The 17,075-nt window shown below is 62.8% G+C and carries 15 protein-coding genes and 1 pseudogene; 7 read left to right on the top strand and 9 right to left on the bottom strand.

Annotated features, from left to right (window positions below):
* Positions 1-544 precede the first annotated feature (544 nt).
* Positions 545-2,170, top strand: a complete 1,626-nt coding sequence (locus AWB67_RS24715; protein WP_087658850.1) for an NAD(P)/FAD-dependent oxidoreductase — start codon at positions 545-547, stop codon at positions 2,168-2,170.
* 794 nt (positions 2,171-2,964) lie between these two features.
* Here AWB67_RS24715 and AWB67_RS24705 read toward each other — a convergent pair.
* The 3 genes from AWB67_RS24705 to AWB67_RS24695 form a co-directional block, all read right to left on the bottom strand.
* Positions 2,965-4,506: a D-arabinonate dehydratase gene (locus tag AWB67_RS24705; RefSeq protein WP_087658853.1), complete on the bottom strand. Its 1,542-nt coding sequence runs from the start codon at positions 4,504-4,506 to the stop codon at positions 2,965-2,967.
* 5 nt (positions 4,507-4,511) lie between these two features.
* Positions 4,512-5,801: an MFS transporter gene (locus tag AWB67_RS24700; RefSeq protein WP_087658848.1), complete on the bottom strand. Its 1,290-nt coding sequence runs from the start codon at positions 5,799-5,801 to the stop codon at positions 4,512-4,514.
* A 124-nt stretch (positions 5,802-5,925) separates the two neighbouring features.
* A complete protein-coding gene (locus tag AWB67_RS24695; protein ID WP_087658847.1) occupies positions 5,926-7,044 on the bottom strand; it encodes a mannitol dehydrogenase family protein in 1,119 nt (372 codons plus the stop codon).
* Between the two features lie 192 nt (positions 7,045-7,236).
* On the opposite strand from AWB67_RS24695, the gene AWB67_RS24690 reads away from it, so the two are divergent.
* Complete coding sequence (locus tag AWB67_RS24690; protein WP_087658846.1) at positions 7,237-7,938, top strand: FadR/GntR family transcriptional regulator; 702 nt, start codon at positions 7,237-7,239, stop codon at positions 7,936-7,938.
* A 97-nt stretch (positions 7,939-8,035) separates the two neighbouring features.
* On the opposite strand, the gene AWB67_RS24685 is transcribed toward AWB67_RS24690, so the two are convergent.
* On the bottom strand, positions 8,036-8,356 hold the full coding sequence (locus AWB67_RS24685) for a hypothetical protein (protein WP_008344375.1): 321 nt from the start codon (positions 8,354-8,356) through the stop codon (positions 8,036-8,038).
* A 53-nt stretch (positions 8,357-8,409) separates the two neighbouring features.
* The gene (locus AWB67_RS40885; protein ID WP_159964921.1) at positions 8,410-8,586 is read right to left on the bottom strand and encodes a hypothetical protein; all 177 of its coding nucleotides are present in this window, start codon (positions 8,584-8,586) and stop codon (positions 8,410-8,412) included.
* Between the two features lie 169 nt (positions 8,587-8,755).
* On the opposite strand from AWB67_RS40885, the gene AWB67_RS24680 reads away from it, so the two are divergent.
* Positions 8,756-9,625 carry a class I SAM-dependent methyltransferase gene (locus AWB67_RS24680; RefSeq protein WP_087658845.1) on the top strand — a complete coding sequence of 290 codons (870 nt, stop codon included), beginning with the start codon at positions 8,756-8,758 and terminating at the stop codon, positions 9,623-9,625.
* Positions 9,626-9,633: 8 nt separating this feature from the next.
* Here AWB67_RS24680 and AWB67_RS24675 read toward each other — a convergent pair whose 3' ends face one another.
* Both AWB67_RS24675 and AWB67_RS24670 read right to left on the bottom strand, forming a co-directional pair.
* Positions 9,634-10,188 (bottom strand): DUF1415 domain-containing protein, encoded by a 555-nt coding sequence (locus AWB67_RS24675; protein ID WP_087658844.1) that lies wholly within the window; start codon positions 10,186-10,188, stop codon positions 9,634-9,636.
* Positions 10,185-10,850: a TetR/AcrR family transcriptional regulator gene (locus tag AWB67_RS24670; RefSeq protein ID WP_087658843.1), complete on the bottom strand. Its 666-nt coding sequence runs from the start codon at positions 10,848-10,850 to the stop codon at positions 10,185-10,187. Before AWB67_RS24670 ends, AWB67_RS24675 begins: the two co-directional genes overlap by 4 nt.
* Positions 10,851-10,973: 123 nt before the next feature.
* Between AWB67_RS24670 and AWB67_RS24665 the strand changes: the two genes are divergently transcribed.
* Together AWB67_RS24665 and AWB67_RS24660 are read left to right on the top strand one after the other, a co-directional pair.
* The gene (locus AWB67_RS24665; protein ID WP_087658842.1) at positions 10,974-12,257 is read left to right on the top strand and encodes an MFS transporter; all 1,284 of its coding nucleotides are present in this window, start codon (positions 10,974-10,976) and stop codon (positions 12,255-12,257) included.
* A 126-nt stretch (positions 12,258-12,383) separates the two neighbouring features.
* The gene (locus AWB67_RS24660; protein WP_087658841.1) at positions 12,384-12,977 is read left to right on the top strand and encodes a nitroreductase family protein; all 594 of its coding nucleotides are present in this window, start codon (positions 12,384-12,386) and stop codon (positions 12,975-12,977) included.
* 64 nt (positions 12,978-13,041) lie between these two features.
* Here AWB67_RS24660 and AWB67_RS24655 read toward each other — a convergent pair whose 3' ends face one another.
* Positions 13,042-14,517 carry an MFS transporter gene (locus AWB67_RS24655; RefSeq protein ID WP_087658840.1) on the bottom strand — a complete coding sequence of 492 codons (1,476 nt, stop codon included), beginning with the start codon at positions 14,515-14,517 and terminating at the stop codon, positions 13,042-13,044.
* Between the two features lie 211 nt (positions 14,518-14,728).
* Here AWB67_RS24655 and AWB67_RS24650 point away from each other — a divergent pair, with 211 nt between their 5' ends.
* On the top strand, positions 14,729-15,979 hold the full coding sequence (locus AWB67_RS24650; protein WP_087658839.1) for an Hsp70 family protein: 1,251 nt from the start codon (positions 14,729-14,731) through the stop codon (positions 15,977-15,979).
* A 78-nt stretch (positions 15,980-16,057) separates the two neighbouring features.
* On the opposite strand, the gene AWB67_RS24645 is transcribed toward AWB67_RS24650, so the two are convergent.
* A complete protein-coding gene (locus AWB67_RS24645; RefSeq protein ID WP_035936159.1) occupies positions 16,058-16,261 on the bottom strand; it encodes a cold-shock protein in 204 nt (67 codons plus the stop codon).
* Between the two features lie 444 nt (positions 16,262-16,705).
* Here AWB67_RS24645 and AWB67_RS24640 point away from each other — a divergent pair.
* Positions 16,706-17,062, top strand: a pseudogene (locus AWB67_RS24640) (amino acid permease); the annotation flags it as partial.
* Positions 17,063-17,075: the final 13 nt, after the last annotated feature.

Genomic DNA, 17,075 nt, shown 5'->3' with positions numbered 1-17,075 from the left:
CCGATGATAGTGCGGATCTCCCGTGTGAAAGTAGGTAATCGTCAGGCTCCTCATGCGTTAAACAAAAACCCCACCCTCAAAGTGGGGTTTTTGCGTTGGGGCGCGGCATTTAGGCGACTAGATCTTCCTGAAGTCGCGCAAACCCGACGCGCGCGGCCCATCCGTGCGGACGCCGTACCTCGGTGGCGCGGTTAATGACCCGGCAACGATAGAGCGATGGCCCCTCGTTTCAACTGCTCTACTTCGTGCCCAGTGTCGGTATTTCAACGAATCGCTTGTTACGGTATGTGGTGAACGGCTAAAGATCGGTGCCTACGGCGCCGCCTAACGAGCCGAGACGACGACCTCCCCGCGAGCTTGTCGCGATTGACCGCGAAAAGCTGCCTGGTCGCACGGACGGCTGATCTCCAATCCGCTTCGGTGCTAGCCACGGCTCCAAGGTCCCACGAGCTCTCGCTCACCTTCGACGATTCGCCCTTCCGCGAACTCAAACGCATTAAAATCGCAAACAGGCCTGCCCGACGGGCGCCGCATACAGGTTCTCATGCTACGTCTAAGCGAAGTCAAACTCCCCCTCGATCACGCCGACGCAGACCTCGAAGCCGCCATTCGCGCGCGCCTCAAAAGTCTCGGCGTCCCATCGGGTGATCTCATCCGATACACCGTGTTTCGTCGCGCTCACGATGCGCGCAAGCGCTCGGACATCAAACTCACGTACATCGTCGATGTCGAGGTGAGAGACGAGGCATCCGCGATCAAGCGTCTCGACGCCGTTCCGCACTGCAGCGTCACACCCGATATGGCATATCGCTTCGTCGCGAAGGCGCCTGAGAAATCGGAACTGTCGCGACCGGTCGTGATCGGTATGGGGCCGTGCGGGCTGTTCGCCGGATTGATTCTCGCGCAGATGGGTTTTCGCCCGATCATCCTCGAACGCGGCAAGGCTGTGCGCGAACGGACCAAGGACACCTGGGGCCTGTGGCGCAAGAACGTGCTGAATCCGGAATCGAATGTGCAATTTGGCGAGGGCGGTGCCGGCACGTTTTCCGACGGCAAGCTCTACAGCCAGATCAAGGATCCAAAGCACTATGGTCGTAAAGTGCTCGACGAATTCGTCAAGGCCGGCGCGCCGGAGGACATTCTTTATCTGAGCCGACCACACATCGGGACGTTCCGTCTGGTGAGCATGGTCGAAAAGATGCGCGCTACCATTCATCAGCTCGGCGGCGAAGTGCGGTTCGAAAGTCGCGTGGAGGATATCGAGATCGACGGCGGCAAAGTGCGCGGGCTCAAGCTCGCGAACGGCGAGACGCTGCGCTGCGAACACGTCGTACTGGCGGTCGGCCACAGTGCGCGCGATACGTTCGAGATGCTGCACGAGCGCGGTGTTTACATGGAAGCGAAGCCGTTTTCGCTCGGATTCCGGATCGAGCATCCGCAAGGCGTGATCGACCGGAGTCGTTTCGGGAAATTCGCCGGGCATAAGTTGCTCGGCGCCGCCGACTACAAGGTCGTCCATCATTGCAGCAACGGGCGCGCCGTCTACAGTTTCTGCATGTGCCCAGGTGGGACCGTCGTCGCGGCGACGTCGGAGCCGGGGCGCGTCGTCACCAATGGCATGAGCCAGTACTCGCGCAACGAACGCAACGCGAACGCGGGGATTGTGGTCGGCATTACGCCCGAGGATTTTCCCGGGGGTCCGCTCGCGGGCATCGCGTTCCAGCGCAAGTGGGAAGAGCGAGCGTTCGAACTCGGCGGCGGCGACTATTGCGCTCCCGGACAACTCGTCGGAGATTTCATCGCGGGGCGGGCGTCGACGTCGCTCGGTTCGGTCGAACCGTCGTACAAACCGGGCGTGCGGCCGACCGATCTCAGCACCGCGCTGCCGGATTATGTGATCGAGGCGATCCGCGAGGCGCTGCCTCAACTCGACAAGAAAATTCCGGGTTTTTCGATGCATGATGCGGTGCTGACGGGCGTCGAGACACGCACGTCATCGCCGATTCGGGTGCGGCGCAAGGACGATTTTCAGAGCCTGAACGTGGAAGGGCTGTATCCGGCGGGCGAGGGCGCGGGGTACGCCGGCGGGATTTATTCGGCGGCGATCGATGGGATCGAGGTCGCTGAAGCGCTCGCGCTCAAGATGGTTGAGAAGCACGCGCTAGCTTGAGGTGACGCATTAGCTGGCGTCGAGACGCGCACGTCGTCGCCGATTCGGGCGGGGGCACGGATGAAAATCAAAGCTTGAGTGGCTTGAGTGGCTTGAGTGGCTTGAGCGCCGAAGCGATTCAAGCGTCCGGCGACGGTGCGGGCATGCCGACGGGGTCCAACCGGCAGCGATCAACGGAATCGCGATCGCCAGGGCGCTCGCGCTCAAACTAGCATGGCGGCCTGTGGCCGGGGAATGGCGAGCACGTAGTTCCACCGAGCCATCGCTTCGTCTGTTTGTCCAGTCGGTCAGACAACGAGACAACGTCCACCGGGATTTCGTCCATTTGGACGGAGGAACTGATTCAGCGTCCTCTCGCGCACCGTTTCGTGACTTAAGTACTAACCTTTTGCTCGTCCCAAAACGCCAGCCACCGTCAGAGCGACCAAATGATTTGACACTGTCGTTCGAGTCAAATGCGGACGGCACGGCACGGCATATGCGGGAAGGACCGCGTAGCGGCATGGCATATGTTTGTGTTGATGCGTCGGCTGGCTGGTCAGTATCTGCGCGAGCGAGGCGAGCGCTGTTCCACTGATCAACCTCGGCGGCATTTGGTAAAGCGGTAAAGCGGTAAAGCGGTAAAGCGGTAAAGCGGTAAAGCGGTAAAGCGGTAAAGCGGTAAAGCGGTAAAGCGGTAAAGCGGTAAAGCGGTAAAGCGGTAAAGCGACGTCTTCCCAAAAGCCGAGCGCCGGCTATTCACCGGCACGCGCGCCTCTCACCGCTCAAACGCAAAAACGCAAAAACGCAAAAACTTACGTCACCACCCCCACCTGCCAGGGCACGAATTCATTCTGTCCATATCCGTGCAACTCGCTCTTCGACGCCACTCCCGACGCGCAATCCAGCATCATCTGGAAAATCGCTTCTCCAAGCTGATCGATCGAAGCGGTCCCATCGATCACCCCTCCGCAGTTGATATCGATATCGTCTTCCTGCCTGTCCCAGAGCGCCGTATTCGTCGCGAGTTTCAACGACGGCGACGGCGCGCATCCATAAGCCGACCCGCGCCCCGTCGTAAAGCAGATCAAATTCGCGCCGGACGCGACCTGCCCGGTCGCGGACATCGGATCGTAGCCGGGCGAATCCATGAACACGAAGCCCTTCGCATCGATCCGCTGCGCATACTCATACACCTCGACGAGATTCGTCGTCCCGCCTTTCGCGACCGCGCCGAGCGATTTTTCAAGAATCGTCGTGAGCCCGCCGACCTTGTTGCCCGCCGACGGATTGTTGTCCATCGCCGCGCCGTTCCGCGCGCAATAGCCCTCCCACCAAGCGATGCGCGCCAGCAACTTCTCGCCGACCTCACGACTCACCGCACGTCGCGTCAGCAAATGCTCGGCGCCGTAGACCTCGGGCGTCTCGGAAAGAATCGCCGTGCCGCCATGCCGCACGAGCCGATCGACCGCCGCACCCAGCGCCGGATTCGCCGAAATTCCCGAATAGCCATCCGACCCGCCGCATTGCAACCCGACCACGATATGCGACGCCGGCACCGGCTCACGCTTCACGCGGTTCGCGTCGTCGAGCATTTCCTTCACCAGCGCGATGCCGTGCTCGACCGTCTTCCTCGATCCACCGCTGTCCTGAATCGTGAAGCTTTTCAGCCGCTCGCCTTCCTTCAGTCCGCTCGATTCGAGCACGCCAGCGATCTGGTTCGTCTCGCAGCCGAGCCCGACGAACAGCACCGCGTGGAAATTCGGATGCACCGCGTAACCGGCCAGCGTGCGCCGCAGGATCGCGAGGCCTTCGCCCTGCATGTCGATACCGCAGCCGAGCCCGTGCGTCAGCGCAATCACGCCGTCGACGTTCGGATAATCCGCGAGCACTTCCGGATGCACGTCGCGGCGGAAGTAGTCGGCGATCGCGCGCGCGACCGTCGCCGAGCAGTTGACGCTCGTCAACACGCCGATGAAGTTGCGCGTCGCGACACGTCCGTCGTCGCGGCGGATGCCCATGAAGGTCGCGGGCGTTTCGACGAAGTCGGTCGGATGACGGTCGACGCCGAATTCATGCTCGCGCGCGAATTCAGCCATGCCGAGGTTCTGCGTGTGCACGTGCTGGCCGCGCGCGATCGCCTCGCGCGCCACGCCGATGATCTGGTTGTAGCGCTTGACCGGCTCGCCCTTCGCGATATCGCGTGTGGCGATCTTGTGGCCGGGCGGAATCAGCCCGGTTACGACGAGATCTTCCGACGCGATGCGCGCGCCGGACATCAATTGGCGCGTCGCAATCACGACGTCGTCGTTGGGATGCAGCCGGATGACTGCATGATCGGTAGGGAGTGTGGACATGATGTTCATACCGGGGTGGCAGCGCGGCGGTCGGAGGCCGCGGTGGAATCGTCGTCGTCGCGGGTGAGCGGTTCGATCTTGCCGACGATTACAAGATAGCTGAACGCGCCGAGGAAGCAGAAGCCGCCCGCGACGCAGAGCGGAATCGTGAAAGAGCCCTTCGTCATCTCGACCATGAAGCCGGTGAACGTCGTGATGACGATGCCCGCGAGGTTCGACGCGAAGTTCTGGATGCCGCCGATCGATGCGACGTGATCGGGCGTCGGCGCGACGTCGCCGGGCAGCGACCAGATGCTGGCCGCCGCGAACGCGAGGCTGCCGTACGCGATGCCGAAGAACGCGAGCATCAGGTGGATGTCGGTCGTGAACGCGGAGAGCGTGATGATCGACGATAGCAGCATGCCGCCGACCATGCAGGTCTTGCGCGCTGCCGTCAGGCTCCAGCCGCGCTTGTAGAGCGAATCGGATACGACGCCGCCGAGCCAGCCGCCGGGAATCGACATCAGCGCCGGAATCATGCCGAGCGTGCCGAGCGATTTCAGCGAGAATCCGTGCGTCTGCACGAGATAGCTCGGGAACCAGGTGATGAAGAAGTAGATCACGAAGTTCAGGCAGAAGAAGCCGAGCATCATGCCCCACAGCGTGCGGTACTTGAAGAGCGAGCCCCAGGTGACCTTGGTCTTCGGCGCGGCCCGGACGACCGGCGGCGCATCGACGGCGCCCGTCAGATCGCCGCGCGACGGATTGCGGTAGATCAGGAACCAGCCGAGAATCCAGACGAAGCCGAGCGCACCCGTGATGACGAACGACGCTTCCCAGCCGAACGAACTGATGATCAGCGCGACGACCGGGATCGAGAGCGCCGAGCCGACGCGCGAGCCGCTGTCGAAGATGCTGGTCGCGAACGCGCGCTGCTCCGGCTTGAACCATTGCGCGACGAGTTTCGCACACGACGGATACGCGCCCGCCTCGCCGATGCCGAGCATCAGGCGGCAGCCGAACATGCCCGCGACGCTGGTCGCGGCGGCGGTGAGCGCGGTGAAAAGCGACCACCAGCCGACGGCGAGCGGCAACGCAATCCGCGCGCCGACGCGATCGACGAACCAGCCGAACGGCATCTGCATGAGCGCATAGGTCCAGAAGAAGCCGCTCATCACGAGGCCCATTTCGGCGGGCCCGATCCCGAGCGCCTTTTCGATCTGCGGTGCTGCGACCGCGAGATTCGCGCGGTCAATGTAGTTCACGGCGATTGCCAGAAAGCATAGAAAAATCACCATCCAACGCATCTTGCGCATCGTTTGTCTCCTCCAGAAGCGGCCATGTCTGTCATGTCATGTAATGGACCGGCGCCGTGGCACCGGTTCGTCTTTGCTGCCGCGCTGGGCCCGCTTCTGTGGCGGGCCTGTGCGCTTCACTGCTTCAAGCGAGCGCCGCCAGAAGCCGCGATTGATCGACGCGCACATTCAACTGCTGCGCGAGATCGATCACCGGCCGGAAGCGCCGTTCCTTCTTTTCCTCGTGATTGCGCGCGATATCGGCGAGACGATGCACGAGAAACGGATTCTCGAAGCGATCGCGCACGTCGGCGAGATAGGCGCGCGCGGTGTCGTGCTGGCCGAGCGCGTCGAAGACGGGCAGCACTTCGTCCTGCCACACGGCTTCGAGCGCATCGCGATGGGAGGCGGTGCGCATCGCGTCGAGCACGGTCATGTCGGGCGCGCCGTTCTGCCTGAGCCACGATTCGACGAGCATCGTGTGGCCCAGGTTGAGCAGCAGCAGCTTGAGGCGCTCGAAGTGAGCCAGATCGTCGGTGACGACGATGTCATCGTGTTCGCACGGCAGCGTCATGCCCGCGCGACGCTCGATCGCCCAGAGCGCATACGGCTCGGCGATCGCGCCGACCGGCTGGATCGCTTCGGACACGATGCGATCCACCAGCGAATTGACCCATACGCAGCGCTGCGTGAGATAGTCGATGAATGCGTCGTCGGCGTTCCAGCCGCGTGCCACCTGCGTGACCAGATCGCGCAACGTGTCGCCGTTATTCGAGATGAGCTCGCACGGCAAGAGCGTGATCGGCGCACCGCCCGCGCGATGGCGCTCGTGCAGCAGCACCGCCAGTTTCGCCGCGAAGCCGCGCGGCGTGCGACGGCCCTCGAAGAGGTCGGCGGTATCGTCATCGAAGAGGGCGTAGCCGGTGTCGGCGGTGTTGGAGACGATCGTTTGCACGTCATGCGCGACGCGTTCGCGCAGGAGCGTCCAGTCGTCGTCGGCGTGCAGCGCCTCGGTGATCGCGTTGCACTCGACGGTCGTGTCGACCGTCTCGCCGTGGCGGCGCCCGCGAATGCGCACCGGATAGCGGCCGGTCGCCCGTAGTGCGTCGAGGCGCGCGCGACTTTCGGCGCTCGCCGTCGTCTGTACGACGGTGATCTTGCCGAGCGCCTTCGACGGCTCGCGCTGCGCAGCCTCTGCGACGAAGAAGTCGACATGCGCCTGCAGGAAGCGGCTCGTGCCGAATTGCAAGATCGGATTGCTCATCGTGTTGGGGTGATTCGCATCGTTGGGGATCGTTGTTTTGGCCTTACCAGATTGCATGTTAGTGTCTGTAAAACTAACTGGTCAAGCCACTTGTAAGCGGTCGGCGAAGTACTTGAGCACGCTTTACCGCCTGTCAACGCTTGCGCTGATTACAATCCACGTTTTCCCCGAGCCTTTGAGAGGAGCCGCGAAGTGAGCGTGAAACCTGTCGAGACGCGCCGTCTCTATCTTCAGATCGCTGACAAGCTGCGCGACCTGATCCAGCAGCAGGGATTCGCGCCGAATGGCCGTCTGCCGTCGGAGCGTGAACTGGCGCAGACGCTCGGTGTGTCGCGGCCGTCGGTGCGGGAAGCGCTGGTTGCGCTGGAACTGGAAGGACGCGTGGAAATCCGCATGGGCTCGGGCGTCTACATCAGCGCGACGCCGGCGGCTGCGGCCGCGCCGCAATCGACGGCGGAACTCGGCGAAAGTCCGCAGGAAATCATGACCGCGCGGCTCGTGATCGAGGGCGCGATCGCGGCGAGCGTGGCGCCGTTCGCCAAGCCGAAGGCGCTCAAGGCGCTGCGTACGCTATATGAAACGATGGCGCGCGAAGTGGCGAACGGCCAGGTGCCGATGGCCGCCGATCGCGCGTTCCACCTGGCGATCGCGCAACTCTCGGGCAACGACGTGCTGGTGAGAACGGTCGCGAATCTGTTCGACGAACGGCATAGTCCGCTGTCGTCGAAACTTCGTGGGCACTTCGAGGGGGAAGATACGTGGGCGGCAGCGCTTGCCGAGCACAGGGAAATTCTTGAAGCGCTGGAAGATCACGACGCCATTCAGGCGCAAGCCGCGATGCAGCGGCACATGAAAGCCTCCTGCGCGCGACTGATGACGCGTCGCAAAGGGTAAAACGGCCCGCTTTTTGACAAGCGGGCCGCCGGATGCTGTCGCCGTTTCACCTGACCAGGCCAGCCAGCCCGGTCAACGTGCGTGATCAGCCAGCTGATCAGCCAGGATAAGCCTCGTCGACCTTCAGGCCCGCGAGCTTGAAGATCACGCGCAGCGTCTGCGGCGCGATCTCCCGCCGCGAGGCCAGCGTAGTCAATACGAAGTCCATCACTTTGGCGTACTTGAGCATCGTCAGGCACGTCTCGATATCGGTGCTGCCGTCGCGCATCGACTCAGCCAGGCGCAACATTTCCACCGATATTTCGCGGGCCATCTCCAGCTCGAGCTGCTGCTTCTCACTCCACGCGGGCATTGCGGTCAATGCCGCGAGCATTTCCTGAAACTGCTTCTCGGCTTTCTTGTCCGGGATCGCGTCCATCGCCGTCCTCTCATGTTCATGGCGTCGTACGAGTCGCATCGTCGCGCTATGCGTTAGGTGTTACGTAGCAAAAGCCAGTCGCGGGTGACAACATCTACGTCGTCGAGCGGCGCGGGCTCGCCACCAGCTTGTCCCTCCTCCTGCGGGGACGGTACGTTGCTGCCTGTGCCGCCGCTGCATCGTCGTTCCAACTGACCTTCGTTCGTCAGACGATGCACAAAATGTTCCATACTCATTTCCATGCCGTGTCACGGGCGTCGGAACGAGAGCGTCTGTGCGCTTTTGGGTAAACTTCCCCTTTTGCAACTGCGGGTCCAGCGGTTAGCGCACATTCACGCGAACAAGCTCCGCTTTTTTTACGCTTTCATCCTGCGTTCTACCGGTAAGGCACCTAACACGATGGCAAAGAAGTCTCCCGCGTCCGCGGCCGGCAACGCCGACGCTCCCACCAAACACGAAATCCGCCCCGGCCAGTCGATCGAACTGCTGAAGGAACTGCACATCCTGACTCGCGACGGCAAGATGAATCAGGACAGCCGTCGCAAGCTGAAACAGGTGTACCACCTGTTTCATTTCATCGAGCCGCTCCTCGCGGACGTCCATGCGCGCGAAGGTTCGGTGTCCCTTGCCGATCACGGCGCGGGCAAGTCTTATCTTGGGTTCATTCTCTACGATTTGTTCTTCAAGACTCTGCGGGATCGGTCACACATCTACGGCATTGAGTTCCGTGAAGAGCTTGTGACAAAATCGAAAGAATTGGCTACTCGACTGGGATTTGACGGAATGTCTTTCCTGAATCTGTCGGTGGCCGAATCGATTACGTCTGATCAGTTGCCCGATTCGATCGATATCGTCACCGCGCTTCACGCCTGCAACACCGCTACCGACGACGCAATCCAGTTCGCCCTCCATAAGAAAGCGAAGTACATCGTGGTCGTGCCGTGCTGTCAGGCGGAGGTCGCGAGCGTGCTGCGCAAGAACAAAGGCCACTCGCTATCGAAAAATGTGCTCACCGAAATGTGGCGCCATCCGCTGCATACGCGCGAGTTCGGCAGCCAGATCACGAACGTGCTGCGCTGCCTGCAGCTTGAATCGCACGGGTATCAGGTGAGCGTGACGGAACTCGTCGGCTGGGAGCATTCGATGAAGAATGAACTGATCATCGCCCAGTTCAAGGACCTGCCGCGCGGCAAGCCTGCCGAGCGTCTCTCCGATGTGCTCGAAACGCTCGGTCTCGACGAACTGCGCGAACGTTTCTTCACACACTGACTGGCCGATCAGGGCTTGGTCATCCAGTCTTTCCAGCCGTCGTGGCCTAAGCGGCGGAGCGTTTCCATGTTGCGTTCATAGATGTCGGCGGCGTCAGGGAACGCATCGACGGCGCGCTCGATGCTCGCCTCGCGCAGCACGTGGAAGATCGGATAGGGCGCGCGATTCGTGTAGTTCTCGATATCGTCGGGAGCGGTGCCTTCGAACCGGTAAGCCGGATGAAAGCTCGCGATCTGCAATTCGCCCGCGAAACCCATCTGCTTCACGAGGCGCTCGGCGAAAAAGAGGGCGTCGTTGTAGTCGGTGAAGTCGGCGAGGGCGTCGGGCACGATCAATAGCGTCGTATCGATTTGCTCCGGTGATGCGTCCGCGAGCGCCGTCAGTTCTTTCGACAAATCGACGACCACGTCCTCGATCGTCCGTGCCTCGCTCACCACATAGCGGATCTGATTCTTCACATGCACGCTCTTCGCGAACGGACACAGGTTCAGCCCGATCACCGCGCGCGTCAGCCAGTGCTGCGTCGCCGCGACGATGGCTTCGCGGGTGCTGCGCTCCATCATGGTGCTTCCTTTTCCTTAGCTTCGGCGGCAGACGGCGGGCAAGCGTCGGCGACGAGTAATGCCGCGACGCGCGGTGCCGCGCGCATCGGGCCTGAGCCGGGGCCATAGGTCTGACTCGTCGCATAGATGCCGTCGACCAAGAGCGCGAGCGAATCGGCGAGTTCGGCGGGGTTCGCGGCGCCCGCCGCCGTCGCGATCTCGACGAGCCGCCGCATCAGATACTGCTTGTTGCGCCCCACAGACTGACGCGCCGGATGCGCCGGATCGGAGAACTCGCACGCGACGTTCACAAACGGACAGCCGCGATACTCGGGCGCCGACGCGCGCCTGACCAGATCGTCGATGCTCTGCACGAGCTGCTTCGCGGGATCGTCGGGATGCAGCGCGAAACTCGCCTCCACGCGTCGCCGGAATCGCTCGTCCATCCGGTTCAGATAAGCGACGACCAACTCCTCCTTCGACGAAAACTGCCGGTACAGGCTCATCTTGTTGACGCCCGCGCGCTCGACGACCGCATCCACGCCGATCGCGCGAATCCCCTCGCGATAGAAGAGATCCTGCGCGGCGTCGAGCAGTTGTTCCTGCGCGGTGGCGCCGTCCGTGCGGACGGCCTTCTTGCCGGCGGTCTTGCCCGCTTCACCCGTTGCGCGTGCCAAAGTCATGTCCTTAAATTTCGAGAGGCGATACTTGACATGTTACCGATCGGTAACTAAGCTCGCAACCTATTGTTACTGTTCAGTAACGTTACATAATGTCGCAGGGCGACATCCAGAACTGGAGCAGCGATGAATTGGGTAGCGAGACGGTTTCAGGGCCGATTGCATTACGGATGGATCGTGGTCGGCGTCGTGTTCTTCGTGCTGCTCGCGGCGGCCGGCACGCGCGCGACGCCGAGCGTGATGATGCTGCCGCTCGAAAAGCAGTTCGGCTGGAGCCGCGGCACGATCTCGCTCGCGATTTCGGTCAATCTCGCGTTGTACGGCTTGGCCGGCCCGTTCGCGGCGGCGGCGATGCAGCGCTTCGGCGTGCGCCCGACGCTGCTTACAGCGCTCGCGACGCTGGCAGCGGGCGTCGGCGTGTCGTCGATGATGACGGCCCCGTGGCAGATGGTGCTCGTGTGGGGCGTGCTGGTCGGCGGGGCGACGGGTGTTGCGGCGCTGACCTTGTCGGCGACGATCGTGAATCGTTGGTTCACGAAGCATCGCGGCCTCGCGATGGGCATCCTCACCGCGAGTTCGGCCACGGGCCAGCTCGTGTTTTTGCCGATTCTGGCGGCGATTTCGGAGCGCGTCGGCTGGCAGCCCGTCGTGCTGATCGTGGCCTGCGCGGCCGCGCTCGTGATTCCGCTCGTCGCGTGGCTGTTGCCGGAACGGCCGGCGAACCTGGCGCTGCGTCCGATCGGCGAGACGGCCGAGCAACCGCCGGCATCGACGCTTCCTCAGCAAAATCCGATCAAGGTGGCGTTCAGCACGCTCAGCATGGCGAGCAAGACGCGCGACTTCTGGCTGCTCTTCTTCAGCTTCTTCATTTGCGGCGCGAGCACGAACGGCTACGTCGGCACGCATTTGATCGCGATGTGCGCCGACTACGGCATGACGCAGGTTCAGGGCGCGTCGCTGCTCGCGGCGATGGGCATCTTCGATCTCTTCGGCACGACGCTCTCGGGCTGGCTTTCGGACCGTTTCAACGCGCGCTACTTGCTCTTCTGGTACTACGGGCTGCGCGGGTTGTCGCTGATCTACCTGCCGTATGCGTTCGGTATCGATTTCTTCGGCTTGCCGCTCTTCGCCGTGTTCTACGGCCTCGACTGGATCGCGACCGTCCCGCCGACCGTGCGCCTCGCTACAGACGTGTACGGCAGGGACTCGGCGCCGATCGTGTTCGGCTGGGTCGTGGCGGGGCATCAACTGGGCGCGGCGTTCGCGGCGCTCGGCGGCGGTATGCTGCGTTCGAGCCTCGGCACCTACACCGTCGCGACGATGATTTCCGGCGGCCTGTGCCTCGTCGCCTCGATTCTCGTGCTGCGGATCAACCGTCCGGTGCAACGCGTGGGCGTCGCGGCGACCTGACCGGCGCTCGGGCAGACGCGGCGCGACGAGCTTCGGCGCGCGGCCGCGACCTTGGTTATCCTTGTCGTTTGCGGCGCTGATCGGCCTTCCGATTGGCGCCGTTTTTCAACGAACAGGGAATCATCCATGACCGAGAAGAAAGCGCCGACTGAAATCGATATCCACGATCTGATCGCCGGCCGATGGAGTCCGCGCGCGTATTCCAATGAGCCCGTGACGCGCGAGCAGTTGCATCAGGTGCTGGAAGCGGCGCGCTGGGCGCCTTCGTCGAGCAATTTGCAGCCGTGGCGCTTCGTCACGTTCGATCGGCATCGCCATGAGGCCGCGTTCAAGACCGCATTCGACACACTCGTGCCGTTCAACCAGGGCTGGAACGCTAACGTGCCGGTGCTGATCTGCGCGACCGCGCAAACGGTCGGTCCGAAGGGCGACGTGAACCGGAGCGCGTTGTACGACACGGGCGCTGCGGCGATGGCGCTGGTTTTGCAGGCGCATGCGCTGGGTCTCGCGGCGCACCAGATGGGCGGTTTCGATGCCGGCGCGTTCCGTGAAAAATTCGCGGTGCCGGAAGACGTGCAGGTGATCGCGATGATCGCGCTCGGCCATTACGGCGATGCGAACGCGCTCGAAGACAAGTTGCGGGAGCGGGAAGCGGCGCCGCGCTCGCGGGTGCCGCTGGGCGAGATCGCGTTCGATGGGGCTTGGGGAAAGGCGTTCTGACAGCCGCGCGCTCGATATGAGGGGCCGCTCGGGAGCGATCCGGGGCGGGTTTTTCTCTGCGCGCTCAAGGCTCGTCGGCCACCGCCGAAAGCGGCCGCGCGACCTCTTCGAGCGATTTACGCTCGGCCGCGACCCCCCAGATTCCCGCGACGACCGCCGCCGCGATCATCAGCGCCGAGCCTATCAGATAGCCCGCGAACACCGCACTGCGCTCGTGCGTATCGATCAGATGGCCGAAGAGCGTCGGTCCGATGATTCCCCCGAGCGCCGTCCCGAACGCATAGAACACGGCGATCGCGAGCGCGCGGATTTCGAGCGGAAACGTCTCGCTGACGGTCAGATAAGCCGAACTCGCCGCAGCCGACGCGAAGAAGAAAATCACCATCCACGAGATGGTTTGCGTCGTGACAGTGAGCAGGCCGTGCGCGAACAGATAGCCGGAAACGGTCAGCAGCACGCCCGAAATCGCGTAGGTGAACGCGATCATGCGGCGTCGCCCGAGCACGTCAAAGAGCTTGCCGAGCACAATCGGACCGAGGAAATTGCCCGCTGCGAACGGCAGCACGTACCAGCCGATGTGATCGCCCGGCACGCCGTAGAAGTCGGTCAGCACGAGCGCATAGGTGAAAAAAATCGCGTTGTAGAAGAACGCCTGCGCCGTCATCAACGTAAGGCCGACGAGTGAACGCCGCCGATGCGCGTGAAAGAGCGTATGTACGACTTCGCCGAGCTTCGTGTGCTCGCGCGCGTGCAGGCGCAGCGGCTTGATAGGCGTATCGGGAATCGCGACGCCGTGCGCGCGGAACTGCGCCTCGATGCCCTCGACGATTTCCCGCGCCTCGTCCGCGCGATTGTGCGTGATCAGCCAGCGCGGGCTTTCGGGGACCCACATGCGCATCAGCAAAATCGCGAGCCCGAGCACCGCGCCGATCAGGAAACACGCGCGCCAGCCCCAGTCGGGCGGCAAGAGCGCCGGATCGAGCAGCACGATCGATCCCGCCGCACCGATGCCCGCGCCGACCCAGAACGTGCCGTTGATCGCGAGATCGGTCCAGCCGCGCACGCGGGCAGGCGTGAATTCCTGGATCGTCGAGTTGATCGCCGTATATTCCCCGCCGATGCCCGCGCCCGTCAGGAAGCGAAACAGCACGAAGCTGGCGAGATTCCACGAGAACGCGGTGGCCGCCGTCGCCGCGACGTAGAGAAAGAGCGTGATGAAGAAGAGCTTGCGGCGCCCGAGCCGGTCGGTCAGCCAGCCGAAACCCAGCGCGCCGAGCACCGCGCCCGCGATATACGCGCTGCCCGCGATACCGACATCGGCGTTGGAAAACCGCAGGACGTGACTCGTTTTGAGCGCGCTCGCCACGGCGCCCGCGAGCGTCACCTCTAGCCCGTCGAGCAACCAGGTGATGCCGAGCGCGAGTACGATCAGCGTGTGAAAGCGGCCCCACGGCAGGCGATCGAGCCGGCCGGGCAGGTCGGTTTCGATGATCGTGGATGGGTCGTGGCTCGAATGATGCTCCGTCGTCGTTTGCGTCATTTGCGTTGGTATCTGGGTATCGCCGCGTATTCTTTCAGGTGAAGATACGGAACCAGCCAGAGGGCCGGTAAGCACAAATTACCGGCGTTCCGAGCAAGTTCTGTTCCGTCACGCCGGAATGCCGCGTGCCGGTTGATGCCTTCCCCGGAACGTGATAAAAACGCGCTCCACTTTTGCTCGCGACCCGGCTTTGGCCGGAGCCGCCAAGTCCATGACCTATTGCGCGATCGATTTCGGCACGTCGAATTCCGCCGTCGCACTGCCCGCAGGCGAATCGATCCGGCTGGCGCCGGTCGAAGGCGAGGCGCTGACGCTGCCCACCGCCGTCTTCTTCAACACCGACGAGGATAACCAGTCCTACGGGCGCGCGGCGCTGGAGGCGTACATCGACGGCTTCGACGGCCGCCTGATGCGCTCGATGAAGAGCATCCTCGGCTCGCCGCTCGCCGAACAGAGTACCGACCTCGGCGACGGCTCCGCGATCAAGTACACCGATGTCATCACGCTGTTCCTGCAGCATCTGAAACAGAAGGCGCAGGCGCTCGCTCCCGAGCCGATCACGCGCGCGGTGCTCGGCCGCCCGGTCTTCTTCGTCGACGACGACCCGCGCGCCGACAAGCTCGCGCAAAAGCAACTCGAAGCTTGCGCGCACGCGATCGGGCTGCGCGACATCCACTTCCAGTACGAGCCGATCGCCGCCGCGTTTGATTACGAGGCGCGGCTGATGCAGGAAGGGCTCGTGCTCGTCGCGGACATCGGCGGTGGTACCTCGGACTTTTCGCTCGTGCGCGTGGGGCCGGAGCGTGCGAAACAGCTCGATCGCAAGAGCGACGTGCTGGCGCACTACGGCGTGCACGTCGCGGGAACGGATTTCGACCGGCGCGTCGAACTCGCGACGGTGCTGCGCGAACTCGGTTACCAGTCGATCGACACGGAAGGGCGCGAGGTGCCGAACCGCGTCTACTTCGATCTCGCGACGTGGCACCTGATCAACACGGTGTACGCGCCGAAGCGCACGGGCGAATTGCAACTGATGCGCCATCTGTACACCGACGTGCGGCATCACGAGCGGCTGATGCGCGTCGTCGACCGGCGGCTCGGGCACGCGCTTACTGCGCACGCGGAAGAGGCGAAGATCGACGTGGCGGCGGGCGGCACGACCGAAATCGACATGGAAGAAGTGGAAGAAGCGCTGCGGATTGCGTTCGACGAATCGCAACTGATCGACGCGGGCCGCGACGAGATGCGCCGGATCGTGGAAGCGGCGGGGGAAACGGTGCGCCGCGCGGGCGTCAATCCGGGCGACGTGGGAGCCGTCTATTTCACGGGCGGATCGACGGGGCTCAAGTTCCTGTCGGACGGGCTGGCGGCGGCGTTTCCGGACGCCCAGGCCGTGTTCGGCGACCGGCTCGCCAGCGTCGCTACCGGACTCGGGATCTATGCGCGCCGCGTGTTCTCCTGACCTCGGCGGGCCTTCCAATCCCCCAGAAAACAAAAAACCCCGCCGAGGCGGGGTTTTTCGTGTGTGAACCCAAGAGGCTTAGGCCGGCTTGATGTTCGCAGCTTGCTTGCCCTTCGGGCCGGTCTTCACTTCGAAGGTAACCTTTTGGTTTTCCTGAAGCGTCTTGAAGCCTTCCACGCGAATTTCCGAGAAATGGGCGAACAGATCTTCGCCGCCGCCGTCCGGCGTGATAAAGCCAAAGCCCTTTGCGTCATTGAACCACTTGACGGTACCGGTTTCCATGTTACTTGTTCCTGAAGAAGTTGAATAAGGCCGAAGCCCGGGTGTGCATGAAAATCAAGGAAGGGGCAATGGGACCAACCGGAGTACCGTGATGGGCGAACTACGAAAGACCAATTCACTCGCCACTTGAAATCCTGCAAGAAGCTTTATACGGCGAAACAATCGGAAGGTCAATAAATCCGACAACGCCGGAGGGACATTTGTGAGATTCGCCAATGCCCGTTCCTACGAAGCTTGCATCTTTGGTTGCATTCCGCTAGTCACGGCGAATTTCTCGCTGTTTTCTGCCTCCTCTCCTCTGCATTCGACGGGTGCAACCGTTAAACTACGCGGCTTTTAGCCGGTTGCACCAATTGTGCGCGTAGTCGCCGGACGCCCGGCCCGCAAGGCTTAAGAGCGATCGGCGCCGCCGCCGGTTTTGGCTTTCGAGATGAACAGAAGTAAATGACGAGTGCAATTCAACGGAACATCAGGCCGATGGCGCTGCTGACGGGTCTCGGTTTCATTATCGGATCGACGTGGCTTTTCGGCGCCTGGGCGGGTCGCGGGATTTGCCGGGCCGGCGTCTATCGTCGCTTGGGTGATCGGCGCGGTAGTCATTCTCGCGATCGCGCTCATCTATGCTGAACTCGGCGCAATCTTCCCGGAATCGGTGGGATGGTGCGTTATGCACGCCATTCGCACGGCGCGCTGGTCGGTTTTATCAGCGCGTGGGCGAACTGGATCGCCATCGTGTCCGTCATTCCGATCGAAGCCGAAGCGTCGATTCAGTACACGAGCACGTGGCCGTATCCGTGGGCGTAGGCGCTCGTTT

Origin of the sequence: Caballeronia terrestris, assembly GCF_001544515.1 — a bacterium.
Classification (GTDB): domain Bacteria; phylum Pseudomonadota; class Gammaproteobacteria; order Burkholderiales; family Burkholderiaceae; genus Caballeronia; species Caballeronia terrestris.
This window is presented reverse-complemented; position numbering and strand designations above follow the sequence as displayed.